This window comes from Candidatus Flexifilum breve (assembly GCF_016713355.1).
In genome coordinates this window covers 51,329-68,492 of the sequence record NZ_JADJPI010000041.1, presented here as the reverse complement: position 1 = coordinate 68,492, position 17,164 = coordinate 51,329, and the positions used below count along the sequence as shown (strand labels likewise).

Genomic DNA, 17,164 nt, shown 5'->3' with positions numbered 1-17,164 from the left:
TAGAAGATGAAGAACATGGTTCGTTTCGGTCTCCTGCTGGTGGTCGTCCTGATGATGGGTGTCCTCAGCGTTTCGGCACAAGATGACGTGTTCCGCGTGGCCGTGGTCGCGCCGAGCGCCACCAACGATCTCGCGTTCAGCCAATCGATGTACGACGCTCTGCTGCGCGTACAGGCCGAGATGGGTGAAGACGCATTCCAGTTCGACTTCCAGGAAGGCACGTTCGTGGTCGACGATGCGGCGGTCGCGCTCCGTGACTGGGCGGCGTCGGGCGAATATGACCTGATCATCGCGCACGGCTCGCAGTATGGCTCGATCATCGAAGAACTCGCGCCGGAATTCCCCGAAGTGTCGTTCGCGTGGGGCACCGACGTCAACACGTTCGGCCTCGACAATGTGTACGCCTACACGGCGGCGGCGGCTGAAGGCGGCTACGTCAACGGCGCAGTCGCGGCGACTCTGAGCGAAAGCGGCATCATCGGCGTCGTCGGCCCGATTGAAGTGGGCGATGCCAAGGCCTATGTTGATGGTTTCGTCAACGGCGCGCTGGCGACGGATCCGGAAGCCACCGTCAACGTGACCTATATCGGCTCGTTCAGCGATGTCCCGCTGGCGACTGAAGCCGCCAACGCGCACGTTCAGAACGGCGCGGACGTCCTGACCGGGTCGGCGCAGATGGTCGTCGGCGCGATCGGCGTGGCACAGGAAAACGAACTGCTGTGGTTCGGCACGCAGTCGAGCCAGGCCGACCTCGCGGCGGAAGCTGGCGTGAGCTTCCAGGTTTATCACTGGGAAGTCGTGCTCAATGACATCATCGCCAACCTCGAAGAAGGCGTGCTCGGCGGCGAAGCCTACACCCTGACGCTCGAAAATGGCGGCCTGACGGTCGACATCAGCGAATCAACGGGGCTGGATGAAGAAACCGTGACCGCGATCAGCGCGCAGATTGACGAACTGATCACCGGCATCATCGCGGGCGACATCGTCGTGCTGCCGCCGGAACCGGAAGCGACCCCGGCGTCGTAAGTGAGATAACCTCACCCCTGCCCCCTCTCCGGTTGGAGAGGGTTGTAGGGGGTGTTTTTGTAGGGCGAGGTGGCGCTTTCTGACCCCCACTCCGACCCCTCTCCCCGCATCAGGGGCGGGGCGAAGAGGTCACCTGCTCCCTCCCTGATTGCGGGGAGGGGTAGGTGGGGTGGGGTGAAAAAATCAGCCGCTCGTCCTCCGTGTTTTAGACACAACGTTTGGTTAGATTGCGTAGGTTGCCCCATGACCACCACCCCTCAGATCGACCACCTGCACATGCAAGGCATCGTCAAGCGGTTTCCCGGCGTGCTGGCGCTCAACAACGTCGACTTTGATGTGCGCTCCGGCGAGATTCACGCGCTGTTGGGGGAAAACGGCGCGGGCAAATCCACGCTGATGAAGCTGCTTTACGGCCTGTACCAGCCCGAAGCCGGGACGATTCGCATTAACGGCACGGCGGTCAAAGTCCGCTCCCCGATTGAGGCGATCAGCCGCGGCATCGGCATGATCCACCAGCACTTTATGCTCGTGCCCTCGCTGACGGTTGCGGAAAATGTCGCCTTAGGCATGCAGCTCGGCTGGCGCACGGATCTGCGCGCGATCGAAAAGGCGTTGAGCGAATTGGCCGACCGTTACAACCTCAAGGTCGATCCGCGCCGCCCGATCTGGCAGTTGGCCGTCGGCGAACAGCAGCGCGTGGAGATTTTGCGGGCGCTGTACCGCGGCGCGGATCTGCTCATCCTTGACGAACCGACGGCCGTGCTCACCCCCAACGAGGTCGATCACCTGTTTAACGTGCTCAAGCAGATGGCGGCGGATGGGCGCGCGCTGGTGTTCATCTCCCATAAGCTCCACGAAGTGCTGGCGATCAGCAGCCGCATCACCGTGCTGCGCGACGGCCAGTACGTCGATTCGATCCCGACGGCAGGCGCGACCAAGCTCCAGCTCGCGGAGATGATGGTCGGGCGTCCGGTCACGCTGGAATACGACCGCCATCCGTGTAAACGAGGCAATGTCAAACTGGAACTGGCGGGCGTGAGCGCGTTGAGCAACCGCGGCGATCTCGGCCTGAAAGACGTCAGCCTGACGGTGTGCGCGGGTGAAATCGTCGGCATCGCGGGCGTGAGCGGCAACGGTCAGCATGAACTGGCGCAGGCGATTGCCGGGTTACGTCCAACAACGGGTGGGCGCGTGATCATCAACGGGCAGGATGTGACGGGCAAACCGACGGGCGCGCGCAAGCTGGCCTACATCCCCGAAGAACGCATGATCGACGGGGTGATCAAGAATTTCACGGTCGCTGAAAATTACATTTTGCAGAATCATGGCAAGCAGCCGTTCGCGCGGGGCGGCTTATTGATGAACTTCGGCGCGATTGCGCGGGAGTGCAAAAACGCCATTCGCGCGTATGATATTAAGACGCCGTCCCATGACACGCCGATCAAGAGTTTATCGGGCGGGAATATTCAAAAATTGGTGCTGGCGCGCGAACTGGCGCGCGAGCCGCAGGTGTTGATCGCGGCGCAGCCCACGCGCGGGGTGGATATCGGCGCGTCCGAGTACATCCATCACCGTTTGCTGGAAGAGCGGTCGAAAGGCACGGCGATTTTGTTGATTTCGGAAGATTTGGACGAAATCCGCGCAATCTCGGATCGCATCCTCGTCATGTACGAAGGGCATCTGGCGAAGGCGGGAAACGTCGGGGTGAGGGATTGTGGGCGATCAAATGAGAGAAGTGGCAGCAGTCGGCGGAAACTATCGATATCGGTAAAGCAGATGGGGCGCGCCCCTCAAACCCCCTGGCCGGCGCGGCCTTGAGAACGACCCTGCACTTCCGACGCCTTCCCCGAATTCAGCGGAGACAGATGAAGGCATATGCTAACCTGAACCTGCCTGACGCGCAAAGGCGCGCCGTGCACTATTACACCGAATAGGCAGGACGCGATAAGTTCAGCGCGACCCTTGAACCGCGCAAGATCAGGTTGTTCTGCTAGACCAAGTTAAGCGCCAAGGCAAAGCCTTCAGGCCCCTGAACAGCATCAAACGACCGTTGGGGGTTGCCGATTATGAAACTCTGGAATCACTATCACACTCCACATTCGGTAGATGAAGCCGTTGCTATGCTGACGCGCTATGCGGGACAGGCGAAAATCGTCGCGGGCGGCACGGATCTGCTCGTCGATATGCGCGCCGAGTATCACGGGCCGCACGAGGCGCTGGTCGATGTGACGCGCATCCCCGACATGGCGGCGATCACCCGCAATGGCGACACGATCACCTTGGGCGCAGGCGTGACCCACGCGCAGATCGTCAAATCGGCGGATTTGCGGGCGAACGCGACCTGTTTGGTCGAAGGCTGCGGCGTGATCGGCGGGCCGCAGGTGCGCAACGTTGGCACGATTGGCGGCAACGTCGCGCACGCGCTCCCGGCGGGCGATGGCACGACCTCGCTGGTCGCGCTGGACGCCGAAGCCGAACTCATCAAAGATGGTGTACGGCAGTGGCTGCCCATCCGCGATCTGTTCCGCGGCGCGGGGCAGTCGCTGCTGGATTCGAGCCGCGATCTGCTCATTCGCTTCCGCTTCCAGCCGACGACCAGCGGTCAGGCGACCGCCTTTGCGCGCATCATGCGCCCGCAGGGCGTGGCGCTGCCGGTGCTCGGCTGTGCCGTGTGGGTGAGCGTGGCCGACGGGAAGTTCACGGGCGCCCGTGTGTGTGTCGCGCCGTCCGCGCCGATCCCCGCCCGCGCGGAAGATGTCGAAGAAGTGCTGCTCGGCGCGCCCGCGAATGCGGAGAGCATCGAGGCGGCGATCACCACCGCGCAGGCGACGCTCAAGCTGCGCACGAGCAAGTATCGCGCCACCGCCGACTATCGCTATGAGATGGTCGCCGTGCTGCTGCGCAAGACGCTCACCAGAGCGGTCGAACGCGCGGAAACGGGCGCGGCGGTGCCGGAAGGGGTGAGCTGACCTCACCCCCTAGCCCGCCCCCCTCTCCGAAAAGAGGAGAGGGGGAATAAAAGCAGGGTATGGTTGGTAGGGGCGGGGCAATGTCCCTACCCGGTTTCACGGGCGACCACATTGGGTCGCCCCTACGTTTGGTGAGGACGAGATCGTAGGGATGCCCAACCGCGTCCGTTCAGCCCTCTCCCCGCCCCCGGGGAGGGGGAGGTGTTGTGAGCGATGTTGGCTCCCCTCCCTGAATTCGGGGAGGGGTCGGGGGTGGGGTCAGAAACAGCAGACTGCGGTCTGCGCGTAAATGTAGGATTTGAGTTCAACAGGTGTTCCCATGAGCGAATTACAGATTACCGTCAACGGACAGGACTACACGCTCGACATCCCCGAATCGCGGACGCTGGCGCAGTTCCTGCGCTACGACCTGCATCTCACGGGGACGAAAATCGGCTGTGAGGAAGCCGAATGCGGCATTTGCAGCGTGCTGGTCGACGGCACGCCCGTCAATTCGTGCATCTTCCCGGCGTTCAAGGCCTACGGGCGCAGCGTCGTGACGATTGAAGGGCTGGCGCACGGCGAAGACCTGCACCCGCTGCAAAGCAACTTCATCGAGCACGGCGCGGTGCAGTGCGGCTTTTGCACCCCCGGCCTGATCATGACCTCGAAGGCGCTGCTCGACGAGCACCCTGACCCGACCGACGGCGACATCAAGCACGCGCTCAAGGACACCTTCTGCCGCTGCACAGGTTACAGCAGTGTGCTGCGCGCGATCAAGTCGGCGGCGCACGAGATCCGCACGGGCGAACCGCTGCCCGTCGCCGATCCCCATGTCAGCGAACCGCTGGACGTGATCAGCCGCAGCGTGCCGCCGCAGGAAGTGCGCGAGAAAGTCACGGGCAAGGCGATCTTCACCGATGATCTCACCTTCCCCGGCATGCTGTACGCGCGCACGCTCCGGTCGCCCTACCCGCACGCGAAAATCCTCAGCATCAACACGGAGAAGGCGAAGTCGCTCCCCGGCGTGCAAGCCGTGCTGACGCACAAGGATGTGCCCGGCGAAAATCTGCACGGGCTGGTCTATCGTGATTGGCCGGTGCTGTGCGCCACGGTCGTGCGCTACGTGGGCGATGCGGTCGCGGTGGTCGCGGCGGACAGCGAAGACATCGCCGACCAGGCGCTGACGCTGATCGAAGTCGAATATGAGCCGCTGCCCGTCGTCGCCGATCCCGAATACGCGCACACACCCGAAGCGCCCGTGCTGCATCCGAATCACCCAACGGGCAATTTGCTCAAGCACATCAAGGTGCGCCACGGCGACATTGACGCGGGGTTTGCGCAGGCGGATGTGATCGTCGAGCGCGAGTACCGCACGCCGACCACCGAACACGCCTTCCTCGAACCGGAATGCTCCATCGGCGTGCCGAAAGATTACCCCGGTCACGACAAGCTGACCGTGTACGTCGGCTCACAGATCCCGTATCAGGATCGCAATCAGGTGGCGCTGGCGCTGGGCTTGCCCGAAGAAGAAGTCCGTATCATCGGCACGCTGATCGGCGGCGGCTTTGGTGGCAAAGAAGACATCGCCGGGCAGATTCACACGGCGATGCTGGCAACGGTCACCGGACACCCGGTCAAGATGCTGTATTCGCGGCAGGAATCGCTGATTTTCCACCCCAAGCGCCACGCGACCATCATCCGCATCAAGACGGGCGCGACCAAAGACGGCAAGCTGACCGCCGTGCAAGCCGAACTCTACGGCGACGGCGGCGCGTATGCGTCGCTCTCCGACAAGGTCATGACGCGCGCGACGACGCACGCGACCGGGCCCTACACCGTGCCGAACGCCAAAATCGACTGCTTCGCCATGTACACCAACAACACGCCTGCGGGCGCGTTCCGCGGCTTCGGCGTGACGCAGTCGGCCTTCGCCGTCGAGCAGAACATGGATCTCATCGCGGAACAGCTCGGCATCGACCCGATTGAACTCCGGCGCATCAATGCGCAAACGGTCGGCGTGACGACGGCGACCGGGCAGCTCCTGCGCGAATCGGTCGGCCTGCTGGAGACGATTGATCGGGTGGAAGCGGATATGATCGCCCACTTCGACCCCCTCCCCAACCCTCCCCCGAATTCGGGAGAGGGCGCAAACACGTCCGCCACAGGCGAAACAACCGCCGCGTCGACAGAGCCGCTGGCTCCCCTCCCTGAATTCGGGGAGGGGCAGGGGGTGGGGTTAGACAAGACGGGTAAACCCGCCTCCTTCCGTTGGGCGTGGCGTGAAGGCACGAAAGCCTATGCGTGGGGGATCGCCTGCGCGTATAAGAACACGGGCTTGGGCGGCGGCGCGCCGGACAAATCCGAGGCGGAAGTCGAAGCCTACGAAGATGGCACGGTCGAAGTGCGCACCGCCGCCGCCGACATGGGGCAAGGCATCGCGCATGTGGTGGCGCAGTGCACCGCCGAAGAGATGCACCTGCCCTACGAGCGCGTCAAAGTGCTGCTGTGCGATACCGATCTGACGCCGAACGGCGGCCCAACCACCGCCTCCCGGCAGACGTTCGTGAGCGGCAATGCCGCGCGCCTCGCCGCCTCCGCGCTGCGCGAAGCGATCACGCAGAGCGCCGCCGAAATGCTCGATGTGCCGCCGGAAAACATCTACTACGAAGAAGGTCTCCTCCGCTCCAACGGCGACCGCGTGCCGCTCGGTCAGGTGGTCGGCTGGATGAAGCAGCACGGTCTGCAAGCCCGTGTCAAACACGAATACTGGGCGCCCAAGACGCAGCCGCTCGGCACGGGCGGCGACATGCACGTCGCGTTCAGCTACGCGACGCAGGCCGCGCTGGTGGAAGTCGATATGGAAACGGGCGAAGTCCACGTGATCAAGGTGGTGTCCGGCACGGACATTGGCCGCGCGATCAACCCGCTGATGCTGCAGGGGCAAATCGAAGGCGGCATCGTCATGGCCATGGGCAACGCGCTGAGCGAAGCCTTCATCCTCGAAGATGGCGTGCCGTGGTCACGGCTGCTCTCGCGCTACAAGATGCCGAGCATCAAGCACGCGCCGGAGATCATCTCGCATCTGGTCGAGCACCGCATGAGTGAAGGGCCGTACGGCGCGAAAGGCGTGGGCGAAATCCCGTCGATCAACACGACGCCCGCCATTTGCAACGCGATCTACAACGCGGTCGGCGTGCGCATCTATGCCATCCCGGTCGATCAGGACGCGCTGCTCCGCGCCATGAAAGCCGGCGCAACCGAGGTCAAGACCGCGTGGCAGGGCGTGAAGTAGGGCAACTTTCCCCAGCGGCAGTAATTTGCGTTAATCTTTTGTAGGGACGAGGCATGCCTCGTCCTTTTTTGTTAAAACTGGCCACCAAGTTATCAGTGTGCTTGTTTACTGGATTCAAATCACCTTATAGTCGCTGACGATGAGGCATGAGCGTGTTGAAAAAGGTTTGATTCCGACCCCACCCCCGGCCCCCCCCGAATTCAGGGAGGGGAGCCAACCTTGCTCGCAACGTCTCCCCTCTTCCCGCTTGCGTGGGTGAGGGGTTGGGGTGAGGGGGCAAACACCCGCCTGTCTCGTCCCTACAATCCCGGTCTCTGAAAGGATGCTATGGTCTCCGTGTTCCGCCTAACTGTTTTCGTCCTGTTCCTATGCCTGCCGCTGACCGTTTTCGCCCAAACGGACGCGCTGCCTGAACCGGAGCGCGTGACCGTCACCGCCGCCGATGGCTTGGTCATGGTGGGCGATTTTTACCGCGTCCCGAATGCGACCGAACCACTGCCCACCGTGCTGCTGCAGCACATGTTGAGCGGCAATCGGGATCAGTGGCTGCCCTTGATCCCGCCGCTGCTGGAAGCCGGTTACCACGTCCTCACCGTAGATCTGCGCGGCTTTGGTGAAACACGCGGCACACGGTCCATGGAAGGCAGTATTGACGATACGCGGTTCTGGTTTGAATGGCTGCACGCCCAACCCGATGTGCAGGGCGACGCGCTGGCCTTAGTCGGGGGCAGTTTCGGCGCAGTGCCCGCGTTGGCGGGCTGTGCTCCCGAACCCGGCTGTTTGACCTCGATCCTCATCTCCCCCGGCGATTTCCCGCTGCTCAACGAGGCGTTGTATGCGCGCATGAGCGACCGCTCGGTGCTGTTTATGGTCGGGCGGACCGACAATGTGCTCTACGACACGCTGCGCATGTTCGAGCGCACCACGGGCGAAGCGGCGATGACGGTCTACAATTCGTCAGTGCATGGCACGGACATGTTTCGGCAGAGCAATCCCCAGCGGGACAGTGCCACCGCGCAGGTGATCCATTGGCTGAATGATCATTTGCGAGTAGAGTAGACACCGATATCCGTGCGCGCGAACAACTAACCTCACCCCCCGCCCCCTCTCCGAAAAGAGGCGAGGGCAGCAAAACAGAGATCGCTCTTCCCCTCTCCCACGCAATCGGGGCGGAGGTGAATCTGTCTCCCCTCCCTGAATTCGGGGAGGGGCCGGGGGTGGGGTACCTTTCAACACGCTCATAGCGCGTCCCTACCCAGGACTCTGCAACTGATCTATGTCGAGCTTAACCTTCCCCCTGTACGCCATCACGCTGATTTTCATCTACGCGGCCATTGCCGTGGGCACCATTCCCCAACTGCGCATGAACCGCGCGACCATTGCGCTGGTCGGGGCGGCGCTGCTGGTCGTGATCGGCGCGATCAGCGAGCACGCCGCGCTGGAGTCGATTGACCTCGGCACGCTGCTGCTGTTGGGCGCAATGATGGTCATCAACATCAATCTGCGCCTCGCCGGGTTCTTCCGCGCCGTGACCAGCCGCACCCTGCGCCTCGCGCGCACGCCGCAGATGCTGCTGGCGCTGGTGATCATCTCGTCAGGCGTGCTCTCGGCGCTGTTCCTGAATGACACCATCTGCCTGATGCTCACGCCGCTGGTCGTGGATATCACCCGGCGCTTGGGGCGCGACCCGATCCCCTATTTGATTGGGCTGGCGACGGCGACCAACATCGGCTCAGTGGCGACGATCACGGGCAACCCGCAGAACATCATCATCGGGCAGGCGAGTGATATCTCGTTCGTGAGTTTCGCCGCGCACCTCGCGCCCGTCGCGCTGATCGGGCTGGCGCTCTGTTGGGGCGTGATCGTGTTGCTGTACCGCGCCGAGTTTCGCGGGACGCTGGCGGAGGTCGAACTGCCGCCGCCGCGCCCGTTCACGCCGCTGCTCAACCGCACGCTCGGCATCGTCGCCCTGCTGCTGATCGCGTTTCTGCTCGGCGCGCCGATTGTGACGGCGGCCTGTGTCGCGGCGGCGGCGCTGCTCGTTTCGCGGCTGCGTCCGCGTAAACTGCTCGCGCTGGATTGGGAACTGCTGGTGTTTTTCGCGGGCTTGTTCGTGATCACGGGCGCAATCCGCGCAACCGGGTTGAGTGACGCCTTCTTCGACGCGACGCGCTCCATGCTGACCAACGGCGTCCCCGGCTTAAGCTTGATCACTGCCGTCCTGAGCAACCTGATCTCGAACGTGCCCGCCGTGCTGCTGCTGCAAACGTCGATGGCGCAGTTCGCCAATCCGCAGCAGGCATGGCTGACGCTGGCCATGGCTTCGACGCTGGCGGGCAACTTCACGCTGCTCGGCTCGGCGGCCACGCTGATCGTCGCGGAGCTGGCGAAAGTGCAGGGCGTCGAACTCAAATTCGGGGCGTTCCTCAAAGCCGGTATCCCGATCACGCTGCTGACATTAGGCGTCGGCGTGCTGTGGCTGATTATTACGACAGGTTAAGACGTAAACTTTCTCATCTGATTTCGTGCAAGTTGTCACTATTCAGGCATGACATCCACCTTTATGATCACAAAGCACCCGCAAACATAGCCAAGATACTCACCTATGCGAAGAATGATCATCGCTGTAGTCGCTGTAATCGTCGTGGTCGCCATCGGCATCGGCACCTATCTCGTCGTGCGCGGCTCCCAAGAAGAAGTCCTCATGGACGACCAGATCCATATTCAGTTGAGTTCGAAACCCTTCCCGCTCATTGTCGGCGTGAACACGCTGGTTTTGCGCCTCGTGAAGAATGGCGAACCGATCAGCGGGGCCAGCATCGAAGTCGAAGCCAACCGCACGATGCAAGGGCAGATTCCCCTGTACGGTCGTGCCACTGAAGATCAGGAGGGCGTGTACGAAATCCCGATGGTGTGGCCCGCGACCGACCGCTGGACAATCGACGTGAGCGCCTGGGTCGGCGATGAACTGATTCGCGATGAGTTCACGGCCTTCGTATTCGCTGTGCTCGAAGAAAACATGAGCCCGCGCGAAACCTACGCCAGCAACACCGCTATCGAAGCAGCGCAAGTCGCGCATCCTGAGGAATTCTGGATCGTCATCCCGCAGGGGACGGCCGCTCAGATCCGGGAAGGTCATGGCGACGATGTGATGCCCACGGAAATACGCTTATCTGTCAATGGACAAAACACGCTGGTTCTGAAAAATAATGATCTGGCCGATCATACGATCGGACCATTCTTCGTGCGCGCGGGCGAGACGCTCCGGCAAACGTTCACCACGCCTCAGGTGTTCGAAGGGGTGTGCAGCGTGCGCCATGACTCGGTGGTGCGCATTATCGTCGAGTAGAGCTAAAGGCTGACCATGAAACAATTTGTTTTCGTCCTATTGGGTTTGCTGCTGCTGGCGGGCTGCAGTGGGGCCACCCCAGCGGCAACGCCGACTCCCGACTACGCTGATGAGCTGATGGGCGCGGTCTACGATCCACCCCGCGAACTGCAGGAGTTTAACCTCGACTCGACCACGGGCGCTGCGTTTGAACTGAGTGCGTACTCTGGCGACGTGATTCTGTTGTACTTCGGTTACCGGAGCTGCCCGGACTTCTGCCCCACCACGTTTGCGGAACTGCGCCGCGTCATGAACGACCTCGGCGATCTGGCCGAAAAGGTGCAGGTGGTCTTCGTGACGATTGACCCCGACCGCGACACGCTCGATCTGCTCGGGCTGTACACCGCCGCCTTCAACCCGGATTTCATCGGTCTGCGCGGCGAAGGCGATACCCTGCAAGCCGTCATGGATCAGTTTGGCGTGGTGGCGGAAAAGCAGGTGCTCGGCGATGACCCGCAAGCCTACCTGATGGATCACACGGCGTCTGTCTTCCTCATCGACCCGCAGGGCCGCCTCCTCTCGCAATACCTGTACGGCACGAACTACCGCGACATTGTCCACGATATTCAGGTGCTGTTAGGCGCCAATCCCCAAGCCTGACACCCTTGGCGGCTGCGCCCATCGATCTACGCTATTTAGCGTATGGCAAAGATGGGCGCAGCAGACCACACTTAACGATAAACAATCACCGATCAAGTCTGAAAGGCTACAAAATGAAGTCCAAAGCAGTTCTTTTGACTCTGCTGCTCATCGCCCTGTTTACATCCGTGGCCGTCCTGCCCGCCCTCGCCCATGAAGGTGAATGTCATGCGACCGTATCGCTGTACAACGGTTGGGCGCGCGCCAGCGTTGCCGGAGCGCCGAACAGTGCCGCCTACGGCCTGCTCATCAATCTGACCGACGAAGACGATACGCTGGTCAGCGCCAGCACGGACGCGGCCACCAGCGTCGAACTGCACGAGATGAGCATGACTGCCGAGGGCGTCATGCAGATGCGTCCGGTCGAAGGTGGTTTCCCCGTCGCCGCGCACAACTTCTTCACCCTGCAGCCCGGTGGTTTCCACATCATGTTGATGGGTCTGACCCGTGAACTGACCCCCGGCAGCATGCTCGACCTGACGCTCGTGTTTGAACACGCCGGCGAAGTTGCGCTCAGTGTGCCCGTGCAGGATCCCGATGCCATGCCCGGCATGGATATGGGCGGCATGAGCATGGGCGACGCCACCGCCGAACCGATGCACGACATGGGGCATATGGACGAAGCGACCGCTGAACCGATGGCGATGGATGCGACCGAAGAAGCGGGGCACGACCACGCCGAGGCCGACGCGCCGTGCGGCGTGAGCATTGTCGATGCGTGGGCGCGTCCGAGCATCGCGGGGGCGCCGAACAGCGCCGCCTACATGGTGATCGCCAACCCCGACCCGGTGCACGAAGCCCTGATCGGCGCGGCCACCGATGTCGCCAGCATGGTCGAAATCCATGAGATGAGCATGACCGCCGACGGCGTGATGCAGATGCGCCCGGTCGAAGGCCAGCACCTCCACATTCCCGAAGGCGGCGCGACGCAGTTGATGCCCGGCGGCTACCACATCATGCTGATGGGTCTGACCCGTGAATTGGTGGTCGGCGAAAGCTTCACGCTCACGCTGACGTTTGAACACTACGGCGAAGTCAGCGTCGACGTGGTCGTGCGCGATCCCGATGCCGAAGGCATGGGCGGCATGAACATGGGCGGCGGCTGAGCTTTCCGAACCCTCCCCCCCCTCCCCGAATTCGGGGAGGGGCGACAGATGTAAAACCGCATCGAAGCAACCACAGGCCGCCCCATAGGGTGGCCTTTTTTATCCGCTGCATGAGACAATCCTGAGTCTCTGCTTGTTTCCGTAGAAGGCGGGGCGGTGTGTCCGCTAGACTAAGGGGATGACGAGAGAGTGGGGAGCACAGGCTATGTCTGGTGTACCGGATCGACGGAAAGCCGCGTTCATGGGCGTGATCGGCGGCGTGATTGGCGCGTATGCCATGCGCTACTACACCCGGCAGATCGTCCCGGTCGTGTTTCCGCGCGCGCTCCTGCCCGCTGAGGACAGCGGTCGCCCGGATCCGCTGGAAGAACGCGCGCTCGTGCCCCGGCAGTACGCCGACGGCGAAACGCCGTTTCAGGCGGCGGGACGCCGCGCCTACCAGTCGCTGACCGGAAGCGCGCCGCGCTCGCTGGAAACGCGCGACCTGCTCGGCGACCTCACCGAATGGGCGTATCTGATCACAGCGGGGTTCCTCTACGGCGGCACGCGCACGACGACGCGCTGGCGCGATATCGCGGGGGGGTTCTTCATGGGGCTGCGTATGTGGGGCGCGGACGAGATCGGCGCGCCGCTGCTCGGTCTGCGCGCAGGGCCGACGCGCTTCGCTCGCGAACAGCACGTCGTGCTGCTGACCGCCTACTGGGTATTCAGCTTCGTGATGACCAACGTCACCCGGTTTCTCTACCGCCTGTTCCCGTAATGGATGCGCGTTACACCAACCGGCTCATCGATGGCTTCTTCGTCCAGGAGGCGGTCGACACGCGGGTCGACACGACGATTTACCGGGCGGTGCAGGAGTCGGTCAAGCGCTTCGTCTCGTTCAAGGTGACGCCGCTGCCGCACGACGCGGCGGAACGCACCCTGTTTCTCGACGAATTCAACAGCCAGATCCAGCACATCATCGGGTTGGAATACGTGCATTTGCTGCCGCTCTATGCCTCCGGGCAGATCGGCAATGAGGCGGTCTACATCGTGTCGCGCATGCTGCCCGGCACGCTCGACGCCCTGCTGCGCAACGGCGGCGTGCCGCTGGCAACGGCGCTGCCGATCATGCAGCAGCTCGGCACAGCGGTCAGCTTTTTGCACCGCAGCCACTTCGTCCACGGTTCGATCTCCCCGCGGGTGGTCTACGTCGCCGGGGATAATCAGGTCTACCTCAACGACCTCGAACTCGCGCGGGTAGTGCGGAAAGCGCCCTCGCTCGGCTACCTGCAGCACATCCTCGGCTCGCTGCATTACGCGCCGCCAGAGCAAATCCGCTTGGACGCGCTCGATCTGCGCTCGGACGTGTACAGCTTTGGCGCGACGCTCTACGACCTCGTGACCGGCGAGCCGCCGTTCCGCATGGCCGTCACCCCAGAAGCGCTGCTTGACGTCAAATTGGCGAACACCCTGCGCCCGCCGCGCACCTTCAATGCCGATGTGTCGCCAAAACTGGACGCGCTCATTCTGCGGGCGCTGCGCGCCAACCCTGACGAACGCTTTGACTCGGCGCAGGCCATGGCGCAGGCACTGGAGGCGGTCGAGTATCCCGGCGGCGCGCAGGTGCTGACCCCGCCCCCAAGCCATCGCCTCACACCGCTGCTGACGCGGCTGCGCCGCCTATTCGGTCGGCGTTAGCGACCGTAAATTCCTCCGCGAATACAATCCCGCCGTGAATATCGTTAGGCGGACGCGATAACTCGCGTCCCTCCGGCAATTCACTGCGTTGCATAGAAATGGACTTTAGCGATCGCTGAACAATTGGTGTTTTGCTTCCTCAAATGCTCGGAGTGATGTGACGCTTCAGATAGATGCGATTTGTGCCAAAAGAAACATATATCATCAGCGTAATCACTACGAAACACGTATGCACCAAACTGCGCTAACGCCCCTTCACCGTAAATGACATTGAACGAGAATATCATTTCACTGTTCTCAACCTGATGAGTTTCATTTGTTATGTGGCACACAGCATTGCGTATTCTATTCACTAAATTTGTGATGCTATCTAAATCAGCAGTTGGGTCGACATCCACATCAAATCTTACGGGAACATCCGCCTTGCGACATTTCTGCAACAAGTCGTTGAGACATATAATGAGTTCGGTAAAAGCTGACAGAACTAAAGGATGAGACATATTCTCTTGAGCAAAAATTTCTGTATCCAAAATCATTTCTATCCGACTTATGTCATGCTCGATCTCAAATTGGTCCCTAGGTGTGTTCATTTTGTTATTCCAAATTGCATGAATTTCACATCCGAAAAGCTTACTTATAAGTAAGCTTCCTGCCACCCTAGATTAAAGAGGGTACACGACCAATGAACCAAGCCTACAACCAAGATTTTGCGCGCGTGTACAACCTGCTGTGGGGCGACTTTGCCCGCTCGGTAGCGCCGCGCCTCCATGAGTTCTACACGGCGCGCCCCGACGCGGATCCTACCCTGCTCGATGTGTGCTGCGGCACGGGACAGGTCGCGCTCTACTTCTTGGAACGCGGGTTCACCGTCACCGGGGTTGACCTCTCCGAGCACATGATCGCGCATGCGCGGCAGAACACCGCCGCCTACCGCGACCGCGCGGGCTTCATCGTCGCCGATGCGGCGGATTTCACGATTCCGACCCCCGTCGGGCTGGCCATCTCGACCTTCGACGCGCTCAATCATCTGCCGGATGCCGACGCGCTGCGCCGCTGTTTCGCCTGCGTGTATGCGGCTGTCCAAGACGGCGGCGTGTTCATCTTCGACCTCAACACGCGCGTCGGCTTGCAGCGCTGGAACAACATCACGCTCAGCGAAACGCCCGAAGTCACGCTCATCAACCGGGGCATCTACGACGGCGGCGAGCGCGCCTATGTGCGCATCACGGGTTTCATCCGCGAGGACGACGGACGCTACACCCGCTTCGAAGAGAACGCCTACAACACGGTGTTCGACCTCGCCCATGTGCGCGACCTGCTGGAAGATACGGGCTGGCAGCAGGTCTACTTTGCCCGCGCCGCCGACCTCCAGACGCCGCTGGCGGAACCCGAACGTGAGGGGCGCGCCTTCGTGATCGCATCTCGCTAATCTTTTTTTGAACAGAGTTTGTTATAGTTGGGGGACGCGGTTCACCAGGAGCGTTCACCCATGCTGCTCAAATATTTCTACGATCGGGCACTGGCGCAGGCGTCATACCTGATCGGCTGTCAAGAGACGGGCGAGGCGTTGATCGTCGACCCGGCTCGCGATATTTCCCCCTATCTCCACGCGGCGCAGCAGGAACATCTGCGCATCACCCAGGTCACCGAAACGCACATCCACGCGGACTTTGTGAGCGGCATCCGCGAAGTCGCCGCGGCGACCGGGGCGCACATGTACCTCAGCGCGGAGGGCGGCGCGGAGTGGCAGTATGAGTTCGCCGACGCCAACACCACGCTGCTGCACGACGGTGCTTCGTGGCTGCTCGGCAATATCCGCATTCAGGCGATCCATACGCCGGGGCACACCCCCGAACACCTGATCTTCGCCATCACCGACACCCAAGCCTCGGATCAACCCTTCGGCCTGATCACGGGCGACTGCCTGTTCGTCGGCGATGTGGGACGCCCCGATCTGCTGGAAGTGGCGGCGGGCTACGCCAACACCGCCGAGATCGGCGCGCGCGGTCAATTCCGCAACCTGCAAATGCTCAAAACCCTGCCGGATTATCTGCAAATTCTGCCCGGTCACGGCGCGGGGAGCGCGTGCGGCAAAGCGCTCGGCGCGGTGCCGTCCTCCACGCTCGGCTATGAGAAGCTGGTCAACCCGGCCTTTCAATTTGACGATGAAGCTGAATTTGTCCGCTGGCTGCTGAGCGATCAACCGCCCGCGCCGCGTTACTTCGCGCAGATGAAGCGCGTCAACAAGCAGGGCGCGCCGCTCGTCAGCACGCTGCCGCGCCCCGAACGCATGGAACGCTTTCTGCTCAACGATGTGGTGCGCTCCAACGCGCTGCTGATCGATACGCGGCGGCGCAACGTGCATGTCGCGTGCGCGCTGCATATTCAACCGAGCGATCAGTTCAGCACCTATGCCGGGTGGTTCGTCGATTTCGCGCATCCGGTCTACCTGATCACCGCGCCGGAGCAGGTCGACGCGCTGATGAGCCAACTGCGCGCGGTGGGCATCGACAACATCGCGGGCTATTTCGTGCCGGACGAAGTCGACATTTACAGCGGCACACTCCCGGTCATCGATGTGCACACCGCCGCCGAACGCATTCGCCGGGGTGCAATGGTGCTTGACGTGCGCGCGGTCAGCGAGTACCGTGAAAAGCGGATCGCGGGGGCGGTCAACCTTCCGTATCACGATCTGCCGGAGCGCATCGATGAACTGCCGCGCGACCGCTCGCTGGTCATTCACTGCGCGACGGGCGTGCGCTCGCAGATCGCCGCCAGCCTGCTGGAACGGCACAATTTCGCCGATTTCGCGCATGTCGAGGGCGGCCTCGACGCGTGGATCGCGGCGGGTCTGCCGGTGGAAAAAGGGTAAGAACCAAACCTCACCCCCAACCCCTCTCCTAGAGGGGAGACAGGCGGGCATTTGAAGTCCCCTCTCCTCTTTTCGGAGAGGGGATTTAGGGGTGAGGTTAGAGTCCGCCCCCCGGCCTCCCGGTTCGTGGCCCCTCTCCCGTCAGGCGAGGGGCAGTTTCGTAGGGCAGCGAAACGGGGTGAGGCCAAATCAAGTTTTATCAAGAGCGGC

14 protein-coding genes are annotated in these 17,164 nt (G+C 62.1%); 13 read left to right on the top strand and 1 reads right to left on the bottom strand.

All coding sequences use genetic code 11. The features are described 5' to 3' along the window. Window positions 1-6: 6 nt before the first annotated feature. From IPK17_RS38330 to IPK17_RS38280, 11 genes are all read left to right on the top strand, one after another. Complete coding sequence (locus IPK17_RS38330) at window positions 7-1,026, top strand: BMP family lipoprotein (RefSeq protein ID WP_343423027.1); 1,020 nt, start codon at window positions 7-9, stop codon at window positions 1,024-1,026. A 243-nt stretch (window positions 1,027-1,269) separates the two neighbouring features. Further along, entirely contained in the window at window positions 1,270-2,844 is a 1,575-nt protein-coding gene (locus IPK17_RS38325; protein ID WP_343423026.1) for an ABC transporter ATP-binding protein, read from the top strand. A gap of 248 nt (window positions 2,845-3,092) precedes the next feature. After that, window positions 3,093-3,995, top strand: coding sequence for an FAD binding domain-containing protein (locus IPK17_RS38320; protein ID WP_343423025.1), 903 nt, complete (start codon window positions 3,093-3,095; stop codon window positions 3,993-3,995). A gap of 319 nt (window positions 3,996-4,314) precedes the next feature. Continuing rightward, window positions 4,315-7,269 (top strand): molybdopterin-dependent oxidoreductase, encoded by a 2,955-nt coding sequence (locus tag IPK17_RS38315; protein WP_343423024.1) that lies wholly within the window; start codon window positions 4,315-4,317, stop codon window positions 7,267-7,269. A gap of 327 nt (window positions 7,270-7,596) precedes the next feature. Further along, window positions 7,597-8,328, top strand: a complete 732-nt coding sequence (locus IPK17_RS38310) for an alpha/beta hydrolase (protein ID WP_343423023.1) — start codon at window positions 7,597-7,599, stop codon at window positions 8,326-8,328. 217 nt (window positions 8,329-8,545) lie between these two features. Beyond that, a complete protein-coding gene (locus IPK17_RS38305; protein WP_343423022.1) occupies window positions 8,546-9,769 on the top strand; it encodes an anion transporter in 1,224 nt (407 codons plus the stop codon). Window positions 9,770-9,874: 105 nt separating this feature from the next. After that, a complete protein-coding gene (locus IPK17_RS38300; RefSeq protein ID WP_343423021.1) occupies window positions 9,875-10,618 on the top strand; it encodes a FixH family protein in 744 nt (247 codons plus the stop codon). Between the two features lie 15 nt (window positions 10,619-10,633). Next, complete coding sequence (locus IPK17_RS38295; RefSeq protein ID WP_343423020.1) at window positions 10,634-11,257, top strand: SCO family protein; 624 nt, start codon at window positions 10,634-10,636, stop codon at window positions 11,255-11,257. Window positions 11,258-11,370: 113 nt separating this feature from the next. Beyond that, window positions 11,371-12,402, top strand: a complete 1,032-nt coding sequence (locus tag IPK17_RS38290) for a copper chaperone PCu(A)C (RefSeq protein ID WP_343423019.1) — start codon at window positions 11,371-11,373, stop codon at window positions 12,400-12,402. Window positions 12,403-12,607: 205 nt separating this feature from the next. Then, window positions 12,608-13,162 carry a hypothetical protein gene (locus tag IPK17_RS38285; RefSeq protein WP_343423018.1) on the top strand — a complete coding sequence of 185 codons (555 nt, stop codon included), beginning with the start codon at window positions 12,608-12,610 and terminating at the stop codon, window positions 13,160-13,162. Continuing rightward, window positions 13,162-14,082: a serine/threonine-protein kinase gene (locus IPK17_RS38280; RefSeq protein ID WP_343423017.1), complete on the top strand. Its 921-nt coding sequence runs from the start codon at window positions 13,162-13,164 to the stop codon at window positions 14,080-14,082. The genes IPK17_RS38285 and IPK17_RS38280 overlap by 1 nt, the downstream gene beginning before the upstream one ends. Window positions 14,083-14,162: 80 nt before the next feature. Here the strand turns inward: IPK17_RS38280 and IPK17_RS38275 are convergent, their stop codons facing one another. After that, window positions 14,163-14,618 carry a hypothetical protein gene (locus IPK17_RS38275; RefSeq protein ID WP_343423016.1) on the bottom strand — a complete coding sequence of 152 codons (456 nt, stop codon included), beginning with the start codon at window positions 14,616-14,618 and terminating at the stop codon, window positions 14,163-14,165. Window positions 14,619-14,764: 146 nt separating this feature from the next. On the opposite strand from IPK17_RS38275, the gene IPK17_RS38270 reads away from it, so the two are divergent. Together IPK17_RS38270 and IPK17_RS38265 are read left to right on the top strand one after the other, a co-directional pair. Then, on the top strand, window positions 14,765-15,511 hold the full coding sequence (locus tag IPK17_RS38270) for a class I SAM-dependent DNA methyltransferase (protein WP_343423015.1): 747 nt from the start codon (window positions 14,765-14,767) through the stop codon (window positions 15,509-15,511). A 60-nt stretch (window positions 15,512-15,571) separates the two neighbouring features. After that, on the top strand, window positions 15,572-16,954 hold the full coding sequence (locus tag IPK17_RS38265) for an MBL fold metallo-hydrolase (RefSeq protein WP_343423014.1): 1,383 nt from the start codon (window positions 15,572-15,574) through the stop codon (window positions 16,952-16,954). Window positions 16,955-17,164: the final 210 nt, after the last annotated feature.